Origin of the sequence: Xanthomonas sp. BRIP62409, assembly GCF_003992965.1 — a bacterium.
Classification (GTDB): Bacteria; Pseudomonadota; Gammaproteobacteria; order Xanthomonadales; family Xanthomonadaceae; genus Xanthomonas; species Xanthomonas euroxanthea.
In genome coordinates this window covers 28,202-46,840 of the sequence record NZ_QEZJ01000020.1, presented here as the reverse complement: position 1 = coordinate 46,840, position 18,639 = coordinate 28,202, and the positions used below count along the sequence as shown (strand labels likewise).

Below are 18,639 nucleotides of genomic sequence, written 5' to 3'. Positions count from 1 at the left end.
AAAGGCGGCAGCCGCGGCACGACTGCCCGCCATGGCCGCATGCGGGTGCCTGAAAGCACGCGGCCTGCGCGCGCATGCTGCGGCGCAGGCCGCGTATCGAGCGGCTGGTGACGCGGTGCTGCACCGGTGTGCGAATGCTTACCTGGTCGGGCGACGGTCACCTGCGTGCGGCCGATTCAACGACCGTGGCGATCGCTCAGCGACGCCACATGCGCGCGCCACGCGCCGGCAGCGTAAAGGTGTGGGAGCTGCCGGTGATGCGGACCACGTTGCCGGAGCCCAGCGCATCGGTGTAGTCGGCATTCCAGTACAACACGCTGTTGTTCATGCCCACCGTGGTGGTGACCGGATTGCCGCACTTGTTGATGCCAACGATGCCCAGGCTGCCACGACGGAACAGGATATGGCAGGCGCTGGACGACAGCACCTGCATGTCGGTGCCCTGCATGCCGTTGTGGAAGCCGATCATGCGACGCAGATCCTCGCGTTGGTAGGCGTTGACCCAGCGGTTGTCGCCGCTTTCGTTGTTGTCGGTGTAGATCATCGGCATGCCACCGTTGCGGCCGATCAGATACGCGTACGCCAGCGTCTCATCGACCGGGTCGAGGATGGCGTAGCGGAAGCCGGCATTGTTGGGGATGTCGTGGGTGACGGCGAAGGTCACGGCGCGATTGCCTGGCAAGGCCTGCCCGGTGGATGCCGGATCCACCAGCTGCTGCAGGCTCGTGCCGATGGCGAATGCATTGCGGACCGCGTTGAACAGCGGGAAGTCGTAGGCCGCATGCGGTGTGGATTGCAGATACGGTGCCAGGAATTGATCGTAATCGCCGTTACCGGTGCCGCCGCCGGTGATGACTTCGCCGAACACATACACGCCGGAGCGGATGCCGGCATCGAAGACGCGGTTGAGGTGGTCGAAGGACATGTGCTTGGCCGCGTCGACCCGGAAGCCGGTAACGCCCAGGCCCTTGAGTGCCTGCAGATAGGCGCGCTGTTGTTGCACCACCCAGTCGTTGCCGAGCAGATCCGGCAGGCCCGGATCGCTGCCGCCACCGCAGATACGATAGGTGCGCACCTGATAGGCGTCGTTGTAGTTGGTGATGCACTGCGCCGGGCCGAAATCGCTGGCGCTCAGCAAGTTCGATTGCAAGGTGCCGAACAGGCGCAACGTATCGTAACGGCCCGGATCTGCAGCATATTGCGCGAGCACGGCGCTGCCGGGGTAATTGAGGTCCGAACGTGTCGCCGCCTCGTTGGCCATGTGGTTGAGCACGACATCGGCATAGGTTTCCACGCCGTTGTTGGCCAATGCCTGCACCATGCGCCTGAAGGCGATGGTGTCGCCGAGCGGGTTGTCGATCAGGCGGATGTCCTGCGGCTGGTAGCGCGCCCACCAGGCGCTGCCTTCGGAGCGGTACGCCGGCGCAACCAGGACCTTGCGATACCCGGCATCGGCAATCTGCCTGGCGCGCGCTTCCACGGTGGCATACGGCCAGTTGAAGGCATGCAGGATGACATCGGCCTGGACGTTGGCTGTCACCAGCAGCAAGGCCAGCGCGGTGAGCAATGCGCGGGCGCCGCGCTGCAGGGCCGAGGTTGGAGAGTGGGCAGGTGTGGTGCGCATCGGGTGGTTCTCCAGTGGTAGGCGCAGGCCGGCGTGTGCATCACGCTGCCCGCGGCAAGGCCTCCGGCCCCTGTTCCGGAGAGCGCGCGCACGGCGTGCAGCGCGCGGTGATGCTAAGCGTGCATCGCGACGCAACATCGGTGTTGTGCATACGTATTCAATGCAATGGACCCCTGAACTGCGCACGGCGTTCGGCGGCAACAGGGTGGCCGGTCGCACAATGCAGCGCAGCGGCGAGCGGCGCCGCGCTTGGTTTCGGCCGGGGGCTCGCGGAAGCCGGGTGCCGGGCGCGCTAAACTAGCGGCCAGTTCATTGCCGATCCTTCCCATGCGTAATCCATTGCAAGAACAACTGCTCAAGGCCGGGCTGGTCAAGAAGGTCCAGGTGGACAAGGTGGCGCGTGAGCAGGTCAAGCAACGTCATGCCAAGGGCGGGGCGGCATTGCCCGCAGATGCCGACAAGGTGGATGCAGCGCGCCTGCAGGCTGAGCGCGCCGAGCGTGATCGCGCACTGGCCGAGGAGCGCAAGGTGCAGCTGCGGCGGCAGGAACTGCTGGCCCAGGTCCGGCAGATCGTGGAGACCAACAAGGTCAAGCGTGAGGGCGAGATCGACTACCGCTTCAACGACGGCAGCGTCATCCGCAGCGTGCTGGTCAACACTGCGCTGCGCAGCCAGCTGGCCAGCGGCGCGCTGGTGATCGTGCGGCATGGCGATGGGTTCGAGCTGATTCCGCGCGCCGCCGCCGACAAGGTCTACAGCCGCGATGCCGACAGCGTGGTGCTGGACCATGGCCGTAGCAGCACGCCAGCGGCGCCGGACAGCGACGACGACTATTACAGCCAGTTCAAGGTGCCGGACGATCTGATCTGGTAAGTGGTCGCGCCGCAGGGCGGCAGGCTACCCTGGCGTTCTTTGCCACTTACCACCGTCATGTCCATCGTTCTCACACCGTTCGCCCGCACCCGTCTGTTTCCCCGCGATGGTCGTCGCAACGCCATCCAGGATTGCACGCCCGAGCAGTTCATCCAGCGGCTCAATGAAGAGATACCGGTACGCGTGATCGCAGGCTATGCGCCGTTCTGCCAGCTGCATGTGCACCGCAACTGGACCTCGACGCGCTGCCTCACTGCGCCGATCACTGACGAAAACCGCCACCAGCTGCGCTCCGGCTACGAGGCACGCAGCACGCAGGAGTTGCCGGTGCTGGTGCGTTGGTTCGAAGGGGTGGAGCCGCCGGTGGCGACGTACTTGCTGCCGATCCTCTACAGCCGCGATCAGCTGGCCAGGGAGGGCGCGCCGATCGACGCCGATTGGGGTGTGGTCGGTTGCCTCTACACCACCGAGCCGGAAGAAATTCCGATGGCGCCCATCACGATGCTGCGCAACGCACTGGGCGTGGACGAGGGCGGCTCCGGTGTGGCACTGGACCGCGACGCGTACCGGCGCAGCGTTGCGTTCTGGGAACGCAATGCGAACTGGCGGCCGTAGCAGGCCGCCAGCCGCAGCGCATCGTGCGATTTTTCGCGCGGCAGGGAAAAGAGCGCTGCTGCTTAACTCGGGCCTGTCGATGTCGCCGCATGCGGCGAGCGGAGGTCGATCGCCGTGTGGGGCCGCTTCCACGCATGGCCATCACCATCCGGCATCCTGCAAAGAAAACGGGCGCCTCTCGGCGCCCGTTCTGTTCAAGCGGTGACATCCGGGCAATCAACCGCCCGGCTGATCAGTAGCGGTAATGATCCGGCTTGTACGGTCCGGCCACGTCCACGCCGAGGTACTCGGCCTGGTCCTTGGTCAGGGTGGTCAGCTTGACGCCGATCTTTTCCAGGTGCAGACGTGCCACTTCCTCGTCCAGGTGCTTGGGCAGGATGTAGACCTTCTTCTCGTAGCTGTCGCGCTTTTCCCACAGGTCGATCTGCGCCAGGGTCTGGTTGGCGAACGAGTTGGACATCACAAAGCTCGGGTGGCCGGTGGCGCAGCCCAGGTTGACCAGGCGGCCGTCGGCCAGCAGGAAGATCGCGTTGCCGTTGGCGAACACGTACTTGTCGACCTGCGGCTTGATGTTGATCTTCTCCACGCCCTTCAACGCATTCAGCGCATCGACCTGGATCTCGTTGTCGAAGTGGCCGATGTTGCAGACGATGGCCTGGTCCTTCATCGCCTGCAGGTGCTCGACGGTGATGATGTCCTTGTTGCCGGTGGTGGTGACATAGATGTCGCCGCGGCCCAGGGTGGATTCGATGGTGTTGACCTCGAAGCCTTCCATCGACGCCTGCAGGGCGCAGATCGGGTCGATCTCGGTAACGATGACGCGGGCACCGTAGGCGCGCAGCGAGGCGGCACTGCCCTTGCCGACGTCGCCATAGCCGCAGACCACCGCAACCTTGCCGGCCAGCATCACGTCCATCGCGCGCTTGAGGCCATCGGCCAGCGACTCGCGGCAGCCGTAGAGATTGTCGAACTTGCTCTTGGTGACCGAGTCGTTGACGTTGATGGCCGGGATCAGCAGCTTGCCGGCTTCGGCGATCTGATACAGACGGTGCACGCCGGTGGTGGTCTCTTCGGAGACGCCCTTCCAGTCCTTGACCACGCGGGTCCAGTAACCCGGACGCTCGACGGCCACGCGCTTGAGCAGCGCCTTGATCACGCCTTCCTCGTGCGAGGAGGCCGGCTCGTCGACCCAGGTGCTGCCGTTTTCGAGCTCATAGCCCTTGTGGATCAGCAAGGTGACGTCGCCGCCGTCGTCCACCACCAGCTCCGGGCCGGTCTGGGTGCCGTCGGGCAGGGTGAAGGTCAGCGCGTCCAGGGTGCAGTCCCAGTACTCTTCCAGCGTCTCGCCCTTCCAGGCGAACACCGGCGTGCCGGAGGCGGCGATCGCGGCGGCCGCGTGGTCCTGGGTGGAGAAGATGTTGCACGAGGCCCAGCGCACGTTGGCGCCGATGTCCTTGAGCGTTTCGATCAGCACCGCGGTCTGGATGGTCATGTGCAGCGAGCCGGTGATGCGCACATCCTTCAGCGGCTTGGTCTGCGCATGCTTGCGGCGGATCGACATCAGGCCCGGCATCTCGTGCTCGGCGATGTCCAGTTCCTTGCGGCCCCAATCGGCCAGGGAAAGATCGGCGATCTTGTAGTCCGTCTGCGCGACGGTTTTTGCGACAGCGTTCATGCAATAGCTCCGGTAGGCAAACAAATGTCTGCAGTTCCGGGCGCCGTTGAACGATGAATGCTGGTCGAGCCTGGCCGTAGTTTCCTGCACCTGTGGTGCAGTAGGCAGATCAGTCCGCCATACCGGTCGCAGCGCCCCTCGACGAGAGCATCGATTATATCGGCAGCACCCCCCTCCGGCATGAATTGGTGTGCACCAAACCAACGGCAGGGGGAGCGGTGCGCGGGCGGCTGCTATGGTCCGGAGTCGATCGACACTGGGGACGGACAATGCAGGCGATACCCGATGCACGGCACGGCAGGCGGCGGCAGCGATGGGCCCTGGCAGGCGCACTGGCGCTGAGCGCAACACCACTGGCTGCAGCGGCAGCCGTCGCACCGGCCGCCCAGCCTGCCGCGGCGGCAAGCACCGGCTACCAGCTGCCCTCCAAGGCGCTGCAGGCGGTGGTGGATGCCCCGCGCGCACCGCTGCTGCACCTGTCGCCCAAACGCGACCTGGGCGCGATGGTGCAGTTGCCTGCATTGCCGGACATCGCCGAGGTGGCCCAGCCCGAGCTCAAGCTGGCCGGCCTGCGTATCCATCCCAAGACGGTTGCCAGCAGCCGGTTTGCCTTTGCCGACAAGCTGTGGCTGCTGTCGGTGGCCGATGGCAGCGAGCGGCAGATCACCGGTCTGCCGACGCCGTTGGCGCTGGCCACGTTGAGCTGGTCGCCGGATCAGCGTTATCTGGCGTTCCGCCGCGAGGACGCGGCCAGCGGGGCCAACGAACTGTGGCTGGTGGACGTGGCGGCCGGGCAGGCCAGGCGCCTGGTCGCCGGCTTGAACACCAGCGTCGACGACGCCTTGCACTGGTTGCCCGATGGCAGCGGCCTGTTGCTGCAACAGCAGGTGGCCGGGCAGGGCACGCCACCGGCGCGCGACGCGACCCCGGACGGCCCGGCGATCCAGCAGACCAGTGCCGCGGCCGGCGTGCGCTCGCTGCCGACCTACCAGGACCTGCTGCGCAACGAGGCCGACGCGCGCGTGTTCGAGTACTACGCCACCGGCCAGCCGATCATCGTCGGCGTGACCGGGCAGGTGCGCCCGATCGCCACGCCCGGCATCTATCTCAACCTGTCGGTATCGCCGGATGGCCGCTACCTCCTGAGCGAACGCGCCGAGCGGCCGTTTTCATATGTGGTGCCGGTGGACAACTTCGCCCGCCGCATCGAGGTGCTGGACCTGCAGGGCAAGCTGGTGCGGCAGATCGCCCAGCTGCCGTTGGTCGAAGGCCTGCCGACCGGCAACGACGCGGTGCCCACCGGCGTGCGCGACATCGCCTGGCGCGCCGATGCGCCGGCCACGATGGTCTGGGCCGAGGCGCAGGACGGCGGTGATCCGGCCCGCGCGAGCACGGTCCGCGATGCGGTGCTGATGCAGGCCGCGCCGTTCGCGCGCGCGCCGGTGACGCTGGCACGGTTGGGTAGCCGGTATGAAGGCATCCAGTGGGGCCGCGGCGATCTGGCCATTCTCAGCGAAAGCTGGTGGAAGACCCGCCGCACCAAACAGTGGCGCATCGCACCGGACCAGCCACAGCGCGCACCCGAATTGCTCTGGGACCGCTCCTCGCAGGACCGCTACAACGATCCCGGCACGCCGGCGACCGTGGCCGACGGCAAGGGCCGCACGCTGCTGCAGACCGGCGCCGACGGCAACAGCCTGTTCCTGCTCGGCAAGGGCGCTTCGCCGGAAGGTGATCGCCCGTTCGTGGATCGCTTCGATCTGCGCAGCAAGCGTGCCACGCGTCTGTTCCATTCGCAGGCGCCGAGCTATTCCGCGCCGCTGGCGTTGCTGGACGCGCAGGGCACGCAGTTGCTGCTCAGCCGCGAATCGCCCGAGGAGCCGGCCAACTACGTCGTGCAGACGTTGGGCGACGCAGCGCCTGCACCGCGGGCGTTGACGCATTTCGCCCACCCGCTGCCGCAGTTGCGCGGCGTGCAGAAGGAGCAGATCCGCTACAAGCGCGCCGATGGCGTGGACCTCACCGCCACGCTGCTGCTGCCGCCCGGTTACGACCCCAAGCGCGATGGCCCGCGGCCGCTGCTGATGTGGGCCTACCCGGGCGAGTTCAAGAGTGCCGATACCGCCAGCCAGGTCACCGACTCGCCGTACCGTTTCAACGCGATCAGCTACTGGGGCCCGCAGGCGTTCCTGGCGATCGGCTATGTGGTGCTCAACAACCCGACCATGCCGATCGTCGGCGAGGGCGATGCCGAGCCCAACGACACCTACGTGCCGCAGCTGGTTGCCGATGCGCAGGCTGCGGTGGACGAAGTGGTGCGGCGCGGGGTCACCGACCGCGAACACATCGCCATCGGCGGGCATTCCTATGGCGCCTTCATGACCGCCAACCTGCTTGCGCACACGCGGCTGTTCAAGGCCGGCATCGCGCGCAGCGGCGCCTACAACCGCTCGCTGACGCCGTTCGGCTTCCAGGCCGAGGAGCGCAACTACTGGCAGGCGCAATCGGTGTACCAGGCGATGTCGCCGTTCAACTACGCCGACAGGATCAAGGACCCGCTGCTGCTGATCCACGGCCAGGACGACAACAACACCGGCACCTTCCCGATCCAGAGCGAGCGCATGTTCGCAGCGATCAAGGGCCTGGGCGGCACGGCGCGGCTGGTGCTGCTGCCCAACGAATCGCATGCGTATCGCGCACGGCAGTCGATCCTGCAGATGCTGGCCGAGAGCGAGCAGTGGTTGAAGACCCATCTCGGTGAGCCGGTGAAGGAGACCGGCGCGACGCGTACGCGTTGATCGAGGGTGGGACGGCACCGGCAGGAGTGCGCTTGCGCGCGATGCGGGGTTAGCGGTGAAGCGTCGTCGCGCCCGGGTGCGCTCCTACGTGGATGCGGCCCGCGCGTCCCGGGACGCATCGCCGCGCCGCCCACACGATTGCCGCGGTCACCCGTAGGAGCGCACCCGGGCGCGACGGGGCATGACCAGGACAACTCCACCCCGCAGGCGCGGCTTGTCCGCGATGGCGTTACCCGGACAGCCCCACCTCGCAGGAGCGGGCTTGCCCGCGATGGGGCATTACCGGGAAAGCCCTATCGCGCGCCAGCGCGCTCCTACGAGAGTCATCGGACAAAGCGCTGGCACACGATGGTTGATGATGAAACCGTCGTGCCGGTCGCGATCATCTAATCCTTTTGGGTTAGTCTTCGACGACTTTGCGCTTGAGAGGGTGTGCGTTTCCGATGAACGAGTACCGCAGCAGTCTTGTGTTCGCTACCCCCGACCTGCCCTTGCGCGACGATGTGCGTCGGCTCGGCGCCCTGGTCGGTGACCTGCTCGCCGAGCAGGTCTCTGCGGAATTCCTCGAGGAAGTCGAACGCGTTCGCACCACCGCGATCGCGCGGCGCGAGGGCGATGCGCCGCCGTCCACGCTGAGCGCGCAACTGGCCGGGCGCGAACCGCGCCAGGCCGAGGCGCTGGTGCGTGCCTTCAGCACCTATTTCCAGGTGGTCAACATCGCCGAGCGCGTGCACCGCATCCGCCGCCGCCGCGAATACCAGCGCAGCGGCACCGACACGCCGCAGCCCGATGGCCTGCACGATGCATTGCGTCGGCTCAAGGCGCAGGGCGTGAGCCTGGACGAACTCAGCGCGTGGTTGCCACGCATCGACGTGGAGCCGGTGTTCACCGCGCATCCCACCGAAGCGGTGCGCCGCGCGCTGCTGGAAAAAGAGCAGCTGATGGTCGCCAGCCTGGTCGACAACCTGGACGGCATGCGCACGCCCAACGAGCGCGCCACCGACGCGGCGCGCTTCCGCATGGCCCTGACCGCCTCCTGGCAGACCGCCGACTCCTCGCCGGTGCGTCCCACCGTGGAGGATGAGCGCGAGCATGTGGGGTTCTACCTCACCCAGGTGCTCTATCGCGTGGTGCCGGTGATGTACGAAACCCTCGAACACGCCATCGAAGAGACCTACGGCAGCGTGCCGACCCTGCCGCGGCTGCTGCGCTTCGGCACCTGGGTCGGCGGCGACATGGACGGCAACCCCAATGTGGATGCCACCACCATTGCCGGCACGCTGGATGCGCAACGGCGTGCGGTGCTGGACCGGTATCAGAAGGAACTCTGGCAACTGGCCAGCCTGCTCAGCCAGTCGACCACGCTGGTGGCGGTGAGCCCGGCGTTGAGCGAGCAACTGCAGCGCTACCGCGCGTTGTTGCCGGAGGACGCCGCACGCTCGCGTCCGCGCCATGGCGACATGCCGTACCGGCTGCTCAACGATCTGATGCGCGCGCGCCTGCAGGCCACGCTGGACGATGCCGACGGCGCCTACACCAGTCCGTCCGAGCTGGAGCACGATCTGCAATTGATCCTGGACAGCCTGCAGGCCAACAAGGGCCTGCACGCCGGTTGGTTCGCGGTGCGCCGCCTGTTGTGGCGCGTGCGCAGCTTCGGCTTCCACCTGGCGCGTCTGGACGTGCGCCAGGAATCAAGCGTGCATGCGCGCGCGGTGGCCGACGCATTGGGTCAGGCGGACTGGGACGAACAGGACGCCACCCAGCGCGCCGCATTGCTCGGCCCGTATGCCTCCGGCGAACAGGCATTGCCGCGCGTGGATGACGAAGGCAATGCGCGGCTGGATGCGGTGTTCGCCGCGCTCGCCGATGCGCGCAGCCGCCATGGCGCCGATGCGCTGGGCAGCTACATCATCTCGATGGCGCACAACCGCGCCGACGTGCTGACCGTGCTGGCGCTGGCGCGCCGCGGCGGTCTGGTCGACGACGCCGGCACGGTGCCGCTGGATATCGTGCCGCTGTTCGAAACCGTGGACGATCTGCGCGGCGGCACCGGCACCGTGCAGGACCTGCTCGCCGACCCGGTCTACCGCCAGCACCTGGCTGCGCGCGGCGATACGCAGATGGTGATGCTGGGGTATTCGGACAGCGGCAAGGACGGCGGCATCACCGCCTCGCGTTGGGGGCTGCAACGCGCGCAGGTCGAACTGCTGGAGGCTGCCGCCGAACTCGGCGTGCGGCTGACCTTCTTCCACGGCCGCGGTGGTTCGATCGCGCGTGGCGGCGGCAAGACCAGCCGCGCGCTGGATGCCGCGCCGCGCGGCAGTGTCGATGGCCGGCTGCGCGTGACCGAGCAGGGCGAGGTGATCCATCGCAAGTACGGCATCCGTGCCCTGGCGCTGCGCTCGCTGGAACAGATGACCGGCGCGGTGCTGCTGTCCAGCCTGCGTCCGCGGGCGCCGGAGCCGCGCGAGGAGCGCTGGCGCCCGGTGATGGATCTGGTCGCCGAGCGCAGCACCGTGGCGTATCGCGCCTTCGTTGGCGCGCCGGATTTCATGCAGTACTTCCGCCTGGCCACGCCGATCGATGTGATCGAACGCATGACGCTGGGCTCGCGTCCGTCGCGCCGGCTCGGCCAGGACGCGGCCTTGTCCAACCTGCGCGCGATTCCGTGGGTGTTCGCCTGGAGCCAGGCGCGTGCGGTGATCCCGGGCTGGTACGGCGTGGGCAGCGGCCTGCAGGCAGCAGTGGATGCGGGGCACGAGGAGACCTTGCGCGAGATGGCGCAGGACTGGCCATTCTTCCGCACCTTCCTCGACGACGTGGCGATGGTGCTGTCCAAGGGCGACCTCACCATCGCCGAACTGTTTTCGCGCTTGTCGGGCAACCTGCATGCGCGGTTCTTCCCGGGCATCGGCGCCGAGCTGGCGCTGACCAAGGGCTGGGTGAAGGCGCTGACCGGCCAGCAGTCGCTGCTGCAGCACGACCCGCGGCTGGCCTTGTCGATCCGCCTGCGCAACCCCTACATCGACCCGATCAGCGTGCTGCAGGTGGACCTGCTGCAGCGCTGGCGTGCCACCGATGGCGAAGACGACGAATTGCTGCGCGCGCTGGTGGCCTGCGTCAACGGTGTCTCGCAAGGCGTGCAGAACACCGGCTGATCCGTTCGCTGCTCCGGCCGTCGGAGGCGGCTGCCGGAGCGGACCGTTGGTCGGAGAGGGCGCGGATTGGTGAAGCGGACTCTGGTGTTACCGGACAAATCTGTCCGATAATGCCGCGATGACGACTTCCCGCCCTGATGCCGCGCTGCGCCGCCGGCAGATACTCGATGCCGCCGACGAAGTGTTCAGCGAACACGGCGTCAACGCCCCGCTGGAACTGGTGGTCGAGCGTGCCGGCCTTGGCCGCGCCACGCTGTACCGCAATTTCCCCGACCGGCTCGCGCTGATGACCGCGCTGATGACCCGTGGCCTGGACGGCCTGGAACGGCTTGCTGCCGATCTGGGCGAGCGCCCGGACGGGCTGGCCGTGCTGCTGCACGACGTGGCCGAGCACATCGCCCAGTCCGCGCCGCTGGTGGATTTCTGGCGCTCGATCGAACGCGCGCACCCGGCGGTGGAAACCGCCGACCGGCGTGTGGTGCGCATCTTCCTGCCGTTCGTGCATCGCGCCCGCGACGCCGGCCTGTGCCGTGCCGATGTCGATGACGAGCAACTGCTGCTGGTGATCGACATGCTGGGCAGCTGCCTGCGCGGCAACGACGAATCCGAACGCAAACGGCTTGCTCATCGCTCGGCCGACCTGTTGATGCACGCACTGGGCATGCAGGTGCCGGAAGGCGGCACCCGATGAAACCGGCCACGCGTTCGTGCATCGGGCGCTGGGCGCTGCGGGGGGCGCTGGTGCTGGCCGCGCTCTGGGGCGGGCTGGCGATCTACTTCGCGCTGACCGGCAATGCGTTCGTTCGCGCGGCGTGGGTGGGTTCGTGGTGCGCGATGGCAATCGCGGCGTTGTGGGGGTTGCGGCGTGGCCGCGAGAACTGGGCCTTGGTGGGCATCTTCAGTGCCGCCTTCGCGGTGCTGGCGCTGTCGTGGTGGATGATGCAGCCCAGCCAGGAGCGCGACTGGGCCGACGATGTCGCCCAGCGTCTGCAGCCGGAGGTGCACGGCAACATCGTCACGCTGCACAACGTGCGCAATTTCGACTGGCATGGCGAAACCGACTACCAGCCGCGCTGGGAAACCCGCCAGTACGACCTGGATCGCCTGGTCAGCGCCGATCTGGCGCTGTCGTACTGGATGGGTCCGGCGATCGCGCACACGTTGGTGTCGTTCGGTTTCGACGACGGCTCGCACGTGGTGTTCTCGCTTGAAATCCGCAAGGAGCGTGGCGAATCGTTCTCGGCATTGGGCGGGTTCTTCCGCAGTTTCGAAGAAACCCTGGTGGCCGCCGACGAGCGCGACATCCTGCGCGTGCGCACCAACGTGCGCGGCGAGGACATGTACCTGTACCGGCTGGCGCTTCCCAAGGCCGGGCTGCGCCGCATGTTCATGGGCTACGTGGGCCTGGCCAACGACCTGAATCGCGCGCCGGCGTTCTACAACACGCTCACCAGCAACTGCACCACGATCGTGTTTGCGTTGGCGCGCCAATTGCAGCCCACCTTGCCGCTGGATCATCGCCTGCTGCTGTCCGGCTACGTCGACGAATACGCCTACGATCACGATGGGCTGATGCCCGGCTACGACTTCGCCACCCTGAAGCAGCGCGGACATTTCACCGCACGTGCGATCGCCGCCGACAAGGCCGCGGATTTCTCCGAGCGCATCCGTGCCGGCATGCCGCAGGCGCCAGCACCAGCACCAGCACCAGCACCAGCATCAGCATCAGCCGGGAGCGCAGTGCGATGACGCCGCGCCTGCGTGGATGCCGCGCCGCCGCCGTGCTGGCAGGACTGCTGGCGAGCCTGTGGCTGAGCGGCTGCGCGATGGTCACGGTGCAATCGCACAGCAGCGGCGACTACATCGCGCGCACGCGCGGCGATGTGCTCAGTACCGGCGCATTGAGCCAGGCCAGCAGCGAGACGGTGCAGGTGGCCGGTCTGCAGCCCAAGGCCTGCCGCAGCGACCCGCTGCCCTGCCTGCAGCAGCTCACCACCCTCGCAGGCATCGGCAATGAGCGCCGGCTGGCGACGCAGGCCGAGCTCTGGACGGCGCAGGCGATTGCCCTGGGCGGGCGCGACCCGGCAACGATGAGCGATGCGGCAGTCGACGCCTGGCTGGAAGCGGCGCGGCATGCTTACGCCTACCTGTTCTTCACCGATCGGGCGCCCAGTGCGCGTGCGTTCGAGAATCGCCAGACGCAGGTACGCGACTACTACAACTATGCCGTGCAGCAGGTGATCGAACGCCTGTTCGCGCGCGCGCAGCAGACCGGCCAGACCGAGCGCGAACCCACCACCCTGGGGCGCTGGCAGGTCAGGATCGACATGTCTGCGTATCGCTTGCCGGGCGGTGGCAACACGCCGCGCGCGATCTTCGCCGCCTCGGCGTTGCGCTTCGATGGACTGCGCAGCACGTATCGACGCGATGGCTTCGGGGCCGAACTGGTGGCCGAGGTGGACCCGCAAGTGGTCGGCGATCCGGCCGGGCTGGCCTTGCAACCAGCCGCCACCGTCGCAGCACCGGAGCGTCCGCTGCCCACCTTCAGCGAGATGCCGTACGCACCGGCAACGCTGCTGCTGCGTTTCGATGGACAGACGCTGGATGCAGTGCTACGTGGCCATGCCGCCACCGTGGTGCCCTACGATCCGTATCGCCAGAACGAGGTGGTGCTGCATGGCCAGCGCGTGCCGCTGGCGGCCAATTTCACCGCCGCCTATGGGCTGTGGCTGGCCAGGTCCGGGTTTGCCGCGCAGTCGCTGCGGTCGATGCTGGGCCGCGCGCGCGGCATCGATCGCCCGCATCTGTATCTGATGCAGCCCTACGACCCGGACCGGCGCGTGCTGCTGATGCTGCACGGGCTGGCCAGCAGCCCGGAAGCCTGGGTCAATGTCGCCAACGAAGTGATGGGCGATGAAGCGCTGCGCCAGCGTTACCAGATCTGGCAGGTGTACTACCCCACCAATGCGCCGGTGGCGGTCAACCGCGCCGAAATCCAGGCCCTGGTGGAGCGCAGCCTGCAGCACTTCGATCCGGCCGGCACGGCGATCGCATCGCAGGACATGGTGTTGATCGGCCACAGCATGGGCGGGGTGATCGGCCGCCTGCTGGTGTCCTCGTCCGGCGAGCGCCTGTGGAATTCCCTGCTGGAAAACTATCGGCTGGACGGCGAGCGCGGTGCACGCATCCGCGCGAAGTTGTCGCCGCTGCTGCATTTTTCGCCAATGCCGCAGATCGACCGCGCCATCTTCATCGCCGCGCCGCATCGCGGCACGCCCCTGGCCGAGGGTGGGCTGGGGCGTTTCGTCGGCCGCCTGGTGCGTTTGCCGATCGCCTTGCTGGATCGCTTCGGCGATGTGTTTCAGGACCTGGCCAGCAGCGAGCGTGGCGGGCAGGGCGGCGACCCGGGCCGCAAGCAGCGCCTGCTGCCGCCGACCAGCATCGACAACCTGCGCGATACCGACCCGTTCGTGCGCGCCAGCATGGACCTGCCGATTTCCCCGCAGGTGCATTACCACACCATTGTCGGGCGCGAGAAACCGCAGGTGCCGCTGGCCGACTCCGACGATGGCCTGGTGCCGTATCGCAGCGCGCACCTGGACGGTGCCGAGTCCGAGCTGGTGGTGACCTCCTGGCACAGCGTGCAGGAAACGCCGCAGGCGATTCTGGAGATCCGCCGCATCCTGCACGAGCAATTGCGCTCCGAGGCGGCGGGCGCAACGGATGCGCAGGGCAAGCCAGCGGCCGCAGCGCCCGCGACATTCTGATCGCGCTGCAGCGCACTGCCGGAAGGCGTGGCCTACAGGGCACGCACTGCGGATGTGGAATTTGCCAGCGGCCGGCAATGCGCGCTGCCATCCGATGCGCGTCCCGCACTAGCGCATTGTTTATCTGGCCCGTGCTATCAGGCAGTTTCCCGAAGACGCCTGAAGCAGGGAAGAGGCAATGCGCACGATGCGGTCGGCAGTGATCCGGGTGCCCCTGCTATTGGCCGGCCGCGGCCGCGACGAAGGCCAACGGCAGGCGGCCGGTCCCGCGGGCACCACGCCGCCGCCAGCACAGACCGCAGCGCCTTCATCCGCAGCGCCACCCGTGGCCGATCAAGCGCTACCCGGATTCCCGGCCATCCCGCCGATCGTGATTGCATAAGCACGCAGGACAACGACGATCCCGTGCAGGTGGCGCAGCATGCGCGTGCTGAGGGCAGATGTGCCGATGCGTTGATGCCGGCCCATCGCAAGTCATCGTGCCGCGGCCCTGTGCAGGGCGTCCTGACGGCCGGTGCGAAGGCTATCCACGCAAGGTGGCGCACCATGCGGCGCGGTGCGGTTCGTAAAGGCCTGCCGCGCCCGTCACCGTGGCCGCGCGGCTGATGCGCAGCATCATCGTCGCGTGGTGCCTGCCCGGACATGTTCGCGAAGCTTCGCCGGATGTCGTCTGCCTGGCACATTGGCAACGTAGATTCCGCCGTGACCAACGGGATGACCACCAAGCATGTGTTCTGGGCACGCGATGACAACGGCGCAGGGTAGTGACCCGACGCCTGCAGGCGATGACGGCAGCGACGCGATGGGGGTTGCGTTGTTGCCATCCTGCAGAGGCGTCGCGCCGTTGCGCGCAGGTATCAGGCCAGCATCGACGACAGCGTCTTGGCTGCGATGGCTGGTGCCGGCGCTCAGCTTCGGCGCGCTGTTGCTGATCGGCTGCACGCCGCGTCCGCCCGGACCGCCCGCAGTCGCAAAGACCGCGCAGGCCGCGCAACTGGAACGCGTGGTGGTTGTCTTTCGGCACGGCGTGCGCGCACCGCTGCAGGGCGAAGCCGCTGCGGCGCACTATGCCGACGCGCCATGGCCGCAATGGTCCACAGCGGCCAGTCTGCTGACGCCGCGTGGGCGCATCGGCGTGCAATTGAGCGGCGACTATTTGCGCCAATGGCTGGTGCAGCAGGGCGTGTTGCCACCGAGCGGGTGCCCGGTACCAGGCAGCGTGTCGGTCTGGGCCAATACCGACCAGCGCACCATCGACAGCGGCGCCTTGCTGGCCGCGGCGCTGGCACCGGGCTGCGGGATCGTCGCCGGGCATCGCCAGGCCGGCAGCAACGATCCGTTGTTCCGACCGATCGAAGCCGGCGCAGTGCCGTTCGATGGCGCAGCGGCAGTTGCGGCGATCGAGAGAGAAACCGGTGGCCCAGCCGCAGTGTTGCGGGAGCACGCGGCCGAGCTGCAGGCGATGCAGCAGATCCTGGGCTGCACGCGCACACCCTGCGACTTTGCGCAGATGCCGTCCACGCTGACGCCGTCGGCCAACGGGCGCGGCCTGGCGCTGGGTGGGCCGATCGATCTGACCTCCGGCACCGGCGAGGTGCTGCTGCTGCAATACGCCGAAGGGCTGCCGTTGGCGCAGGTCGGCTGGGGCCGTGCCACACCCGAGCGGCTGGCGCAGGTGTCCCGACTGCATGCCTTGTTGTTTGATATCTACGCACGTCCGCATTACATGGCCTCACGCTCGGGCGCACCGCTGGCGCGCAACGTGCTGCAGCGCTTCGGCAATATGCAGGCGCCAACGGTCTCTGTTTTCGTCGGCAGCGATACGCATATCGCCGCGTTGAGCAGTTTGCTGGGCCTGCACTTCCATCTGCCCGGCTACGGCGCCGACGATCCGCCGCCGGGTGGCGCGTTGGTGCTGGGCCTATGGCGCGAACCGAACGGGCAGCAGGTAGTGCGTGCGCAGTATCTGGCGCAATCGCTGGATCAACTGCGGACGCTGGCGCCGTTGGATCTGGCGCACCCGCCGTTGCAGCAGACATTGGCGCTTGGTATTTGCACAGCAGGGCAACGCATGGCGTGCCCGTTGCCGGAGTTTATGCGCGCGCTTGAGAAACAGCTGCAGCTCGATCGGTAACCGTGCAGCAGCAATCCTTATCTGGAAAAGGCGACCACCGGTTGTTCCTTCTCCCACCGGGAGAAGGTGCCCCGCAGGAGCGGATGAGGGTACGTGCGACGCCTGGTGTTATCGAATATGCAAAGAGGCTCCGCCCCGTACCTCACCCCAACCCCTCTCCCGCAGGAGAGGGGCTTTTCTTTTTTCAGCCGCCGACGATGATCGGTGGTGCTTGCGCGCGTGCCGGTGTGGGACCTTGAGCGGCATGGATGCCGCGCCAGAGCCTACATGGACGTACTTGCGGCGTGTCCCACGCCGGTACGCGTGCAAGCGCCCGCAGCAGACCGAAGCTTCCACGGAGCACCAGCAGATCTCATGCGCAGGTTGGTCGGTGTGCGGAGTTGGTCGGCAGCGCGGCGCCGCATCCAGTGTCGGGACACGCCGTGAATCCATCCCTGGAGGCTCGGTGGCGGCATCCATGCCGCCACACGGTCCCGCCCCCGGACGCGGCACCGCGCTCCCAGCGTTGCCACTGCTGATCGGCAGGCGATTACGCTTGCAAGCGCCTTCAGTGGCCGAAGCCTTCAGTCACAGAGCGTCAGTGACTGGAGCATTCGCACAAACCCACTAGATGTCCAACGCGCAGATTCGTCAGTAAGCGGTGGCCGCATCAAAAAACCGGACCCGCAGTGAATCCAGCCGTGGGGTTCGGTTGGAAGCATCCATTCCACCAAAACGCACATGGGCCGCATCAGCGGCCCATGTGCAATTCACTGCATCCGCTCCCGCAGGAGCAGTCTGCTTACTTCAGCTTGGCGTCGGCGCGCAGCGCGTCGGCGCGGTCGGTCTTTTCCCACGAGAACGCGGTGGCGTTGTGCTGCTCCCCGGTTGCGTCGGTGTAGGAGAAGTCCTTCGGCTTGCGGCCGAAGTGGCCGTAGGAGGCGGTCTGCTGATACATCGGGTGGATCAGGTCGAGCATCTGGATGATGCCGAACGGACGCAGGTCGAAATGCTTGCGGATCAGCTTCTCGATCTGCTCGTCGGCGATCTTGCCGGTGCCGAAGGTGGTGACCGAAATCGAGGTCGGCTCGGCCACGCCGATGGCGTAGGAAACCTGCACTTCGCAACGGTCGGCCAGGCCGGCAGCCACCACGTTCTTGGCCACATAGCGCGCGGCGTAGGCTGCCGAGCGATCGACCTTGGACGGATCCTTGCCGGAGAACGCGCCGCCACCGTGGCGCGCCCAGCCGCCGTAGGTGTCGACGATGATCTTGCGGCCGGTCAGGCCGCAATCGCCCACCGGCCCGCCGATCACGAACTTGCCGGTCGGGTTGATGTGGAACTTGGTGCCCTTGTGCAGCCACTTGGCCGGCAGCACCGGCTTGAGGATTTCCTCGCGCACGGCCTCGACCAGGTCCTTCTGCTTGATGCCCGGATCGTGCTGGGTCGACAGCACCACCGCGTCGATCGCGGTCGCGACACCGTCTTCGTAGCGCAGGGTGACCTGCGACTTTGCGTCCGGACGCAGCCAGGACAGCGCCGAGTTCTTCTTCTTGCGGATCTTGGCCTGCTGCTCGACCAGGCGGTGCGCCAGATGGATCGCGGCCGGCATGTGGCTGTCGGTCTCGTTGGTCGCGTAGCCGAACATCAGGCCCTGGTCGCCGGCGCCCTGCTGCTCGGGGTTCTTGCGGTCCACGCCCTGGTTGATGTCCGGCGACTGCTTGCCGATCAGGTTGAGCACGCCACAGGTCTCGCCGTCGAAGCCGACGTCGGAGCTGTTGTAGCCGATGTCCAGAATGACCTTGCGGGTCAGCGCTTCCAGGTCGATCCAGGCACTGGTGGTCACTTCGCCGGCAACGATCGCCACGCCCGTCTTGACCATCGTCTCGCATGCCACGCGGGCGCGCTTGTCCTGGGCCAGGATGGCATCCAGCACTGCGTCGGAGATCTGGTCGGCGATCTTGTCCGGATGGCCTTCGGAGACCGATTCGGAGGTGAACAGGTAGCTGGACATCA

The 18,639-nt window shown here is 67.2% G+C and carries 10 protein-coding genes, 1 pseudogene and 1 riboswitch; of the genes and pseudogenes, 8 read left to right on the top strand and 3 right to left on the bottom strand.

Annotated elements, in window-relative coordinates; genetic code table 11:
* Positions 1–196: 196 nt before the first annotated feature.
* Positions 197–1,567 (bottom strand): alpha-amylase family protein, encoded by a 1,371-nt coding sequence (locus EO170_RS09445; RefSeq protein ID WP_206514003.1) that lies wholly within the window; start codon positions 1,565–1,567, stop codon positions 197–199.
* Positions 1,568–1,951: 384 nt separating this feature from the next.
* Between EO170_RS09445 and EO170_RS09440 the strand changes: the two genes are divergently transcribed.
* Both EO170_RS09440 and EO170_RS09435 read left to right on the top strand, forming a co-directional pair.
* Positions 1,952–2,497, top strand: coding sequence for a DUF2058 domain-containing protein (locus tag EO170_RS09440; RefSeq protein ID WP_126944388.1), 546 nt, complete (start codon positions 1,952–1,954; stop codon positions 2,495–2,497).
* Between the two features lie 57 nt (positions 2,498–2,554).
* On the top strand, positions 2,555–3,112 hold the full coding sequence (locus EO170_RS09435; protein WP_126944385.1) for a DUF3228 family protein: 558 nt from the start codon (positions 2,555–2,557) through the stop codon (positions 3,110–3,112).
* Between the two features lie 232 nt (positions 3,113–3,344).
* Here EO170_RS09435 and ahcY read toward each other — a convergent pair whose 3' ends face one another.
* Positions 3,345–4,787 carry an adenosylhomocysteinase gene (ahcY, locus tag EO170_RS09430; RefSeq protein ID WP_115676125.1) on the bottom strand — a complete coding sequence of 481 codons (1,443 nt, stop codon included), beginning with the start codon at positions 4,785–4,787 and terminating at the stop codon, positions 3,345–3,347.
* 31 nt (positions 4,788–4,818) lie between these two features.
* Positions 4,819–4,933: riboswitch (S-adenosyl-L-homocysteine riboswitch) on the bottom strand.
* A gap of 123 nt (positions 4,934–5,056) precedes the next feature.
* Between ahcY and EO170_RS09425 the strand changes: the two genes are divergently transcribed.
* The 6 genes and pseudogenes from EO170_RS09425 to EO170_RS09395 form a co-directional block, all read left to right on the top strand.
* Complete coding sequence (locus tag EO170_RS09425; protein WP_126944382.1) at positions 5,057–7,585, top strand: prolyl oligopeptidase family serine peptidase; 2,529 nt, start codon at positions 5,057–5,059, stop codon at positions 7,583–7,585.
* Positions 7,586–8,028: 443 nt separating this feature from the next.
* The gene (gene ppc, locus EO170_RS09420) at positions 8,029–10,743 is read left to right on the top strand and encodes a phosphoenolpyruvate carboxylase (protein WP_126944379.1); all 2,715 of its coding nucleotides are present in this window, start codon (positions 8,029–8,031) and stop codon (positions 10,741–10,743) included.
* A gap of 118 nt (positions 10,744–10,861) precedes the next feature.
* The gene (locus EO170_RS09415; protein ID WP_119130749.1) at positions 10,862–11,434 is read left to right on the top strand and encodes a TetR/AcrR family transcriptional regulator; all 573 of its coding nucleotides are present in this window, start codon (positions 10,862–10,864) and stop codon (positions 11,432–11,434) included.
* Complete coding sequence (locus tag EO170_RS09410) at positions 11,431–12,492, top strand: DUF4105 domain-containing protein (RefSeq protein WP_126944376.1); 1,062 nt, start codon at positions 11,431–11,433, stop codon at positions 12,490–12,492. The genes EO170_RS09415 and EO170_RS09410 overlap by 4 nt, the downstream gene beginning before the upstream one ends.
* Entirely contained in the window at positions 12,489–14,510 is a 2,022-nt protein-coding gene (locus EO170_RS09405) for an alpha/beta fold hydrolase (protein WP_126944373.1), read from the top strand. Before EO170_RS09410 ends, EO170_RS09405 begins: the two co-directional genes overlap by 4 nt.
* A 982-nt stretch (positions 14,511–15,492) precedes the next feature.
* Positions 15,493–16,644 (top strand): annotated as a pseudogene (locus EO170_RS09395) (histidine-type phosphatase); the annotation flags it as partial.
* Positions 16,645–17,425: 781 nt separating this feature from the next.
* On the opposite strand, the gene metK reads toward EO170_RS09395, so the two are convergent.
* The gene (metK, locus tag EO170_RS09385; RefSeq protein WP_104584603.1) at positions 17,426–18,637 is read right to left on the bottom strand and encodes a methionine adenosyltransferase; all 1,212 of its coding nucleotides are present in this window, start codon (positions 18,635–18,637) and stop codon (positions 17,426–17,428) included.
* Positions 18,638–18,639: the final 2 nt, after the last annotated feature.

Excerpts from the sequence above, each read along its gene's own strand:
- EO170_RS09425 (WP_126944382.1), top strand. The coding sequence starts at position 5,057 with ATGCAGGCGATACCCGATGCACGGCACGGCAGGCGGCGGCAGCGATGG.
- EO170_RS09435 (WP_126944385.1), top strand. The coding sequence starts at position 2,555 with ATGTCCATCGTTCTCACACCGTTCGCCCGCACCCGTCTGTTTCCCCGC.
- ahcY (WP_115676125.1), bottom strand. The coding sequence starts at position 4,787 with ATGAACGCTGTCGCAAAAACCGTCGCGCAGACGGACTACAAGATCGCC.
- EO170_RS09415 (WP_119130749.1), top strand. The coding sequence starts at position 10,862 with ATGACGACTTCCCGCCCTGATGCCGCGCTGCGCCGCCGGCAGATACTC.
- EO170_RS09410 (WP_126944376.1), top strand. The coding sequence starts at position 11,431 with ATGAAACCGGCCACGCGTTCGTGCATCGGGCGCTGGGCGCTGCGGGGG.
- metK (WP_104584603.1), bottom strand. The coding sequence starts at position 18,637 with ATGTCCAGCTACCTGTTCACCTCCGAATCGGTCTCCGAAGGCCATCCG.
- ppc (WP_126944379.1), top strand. The coding sequence starts at position 8,029 with ATGAACGAGTACCGCAGCAGTCTTGTGTTCGCTACCCCCGACCTGCCC.
- EO170_RS09405 (WP_126944373.1), top strand. The coding sequence starts at position 12,489 with ATGACGCCGCGCCTGCGTGGATGCCGCGCCGCCGCCGTGCTGGCAGGA.
- EO170_RS09440 (WP_126944388.1), top strand. The coding sequence starts at position 1,952 with ATGCGTAATCCATTGCAAGAACAACTGCTCAAGGCCGGGCTGGTCAAG.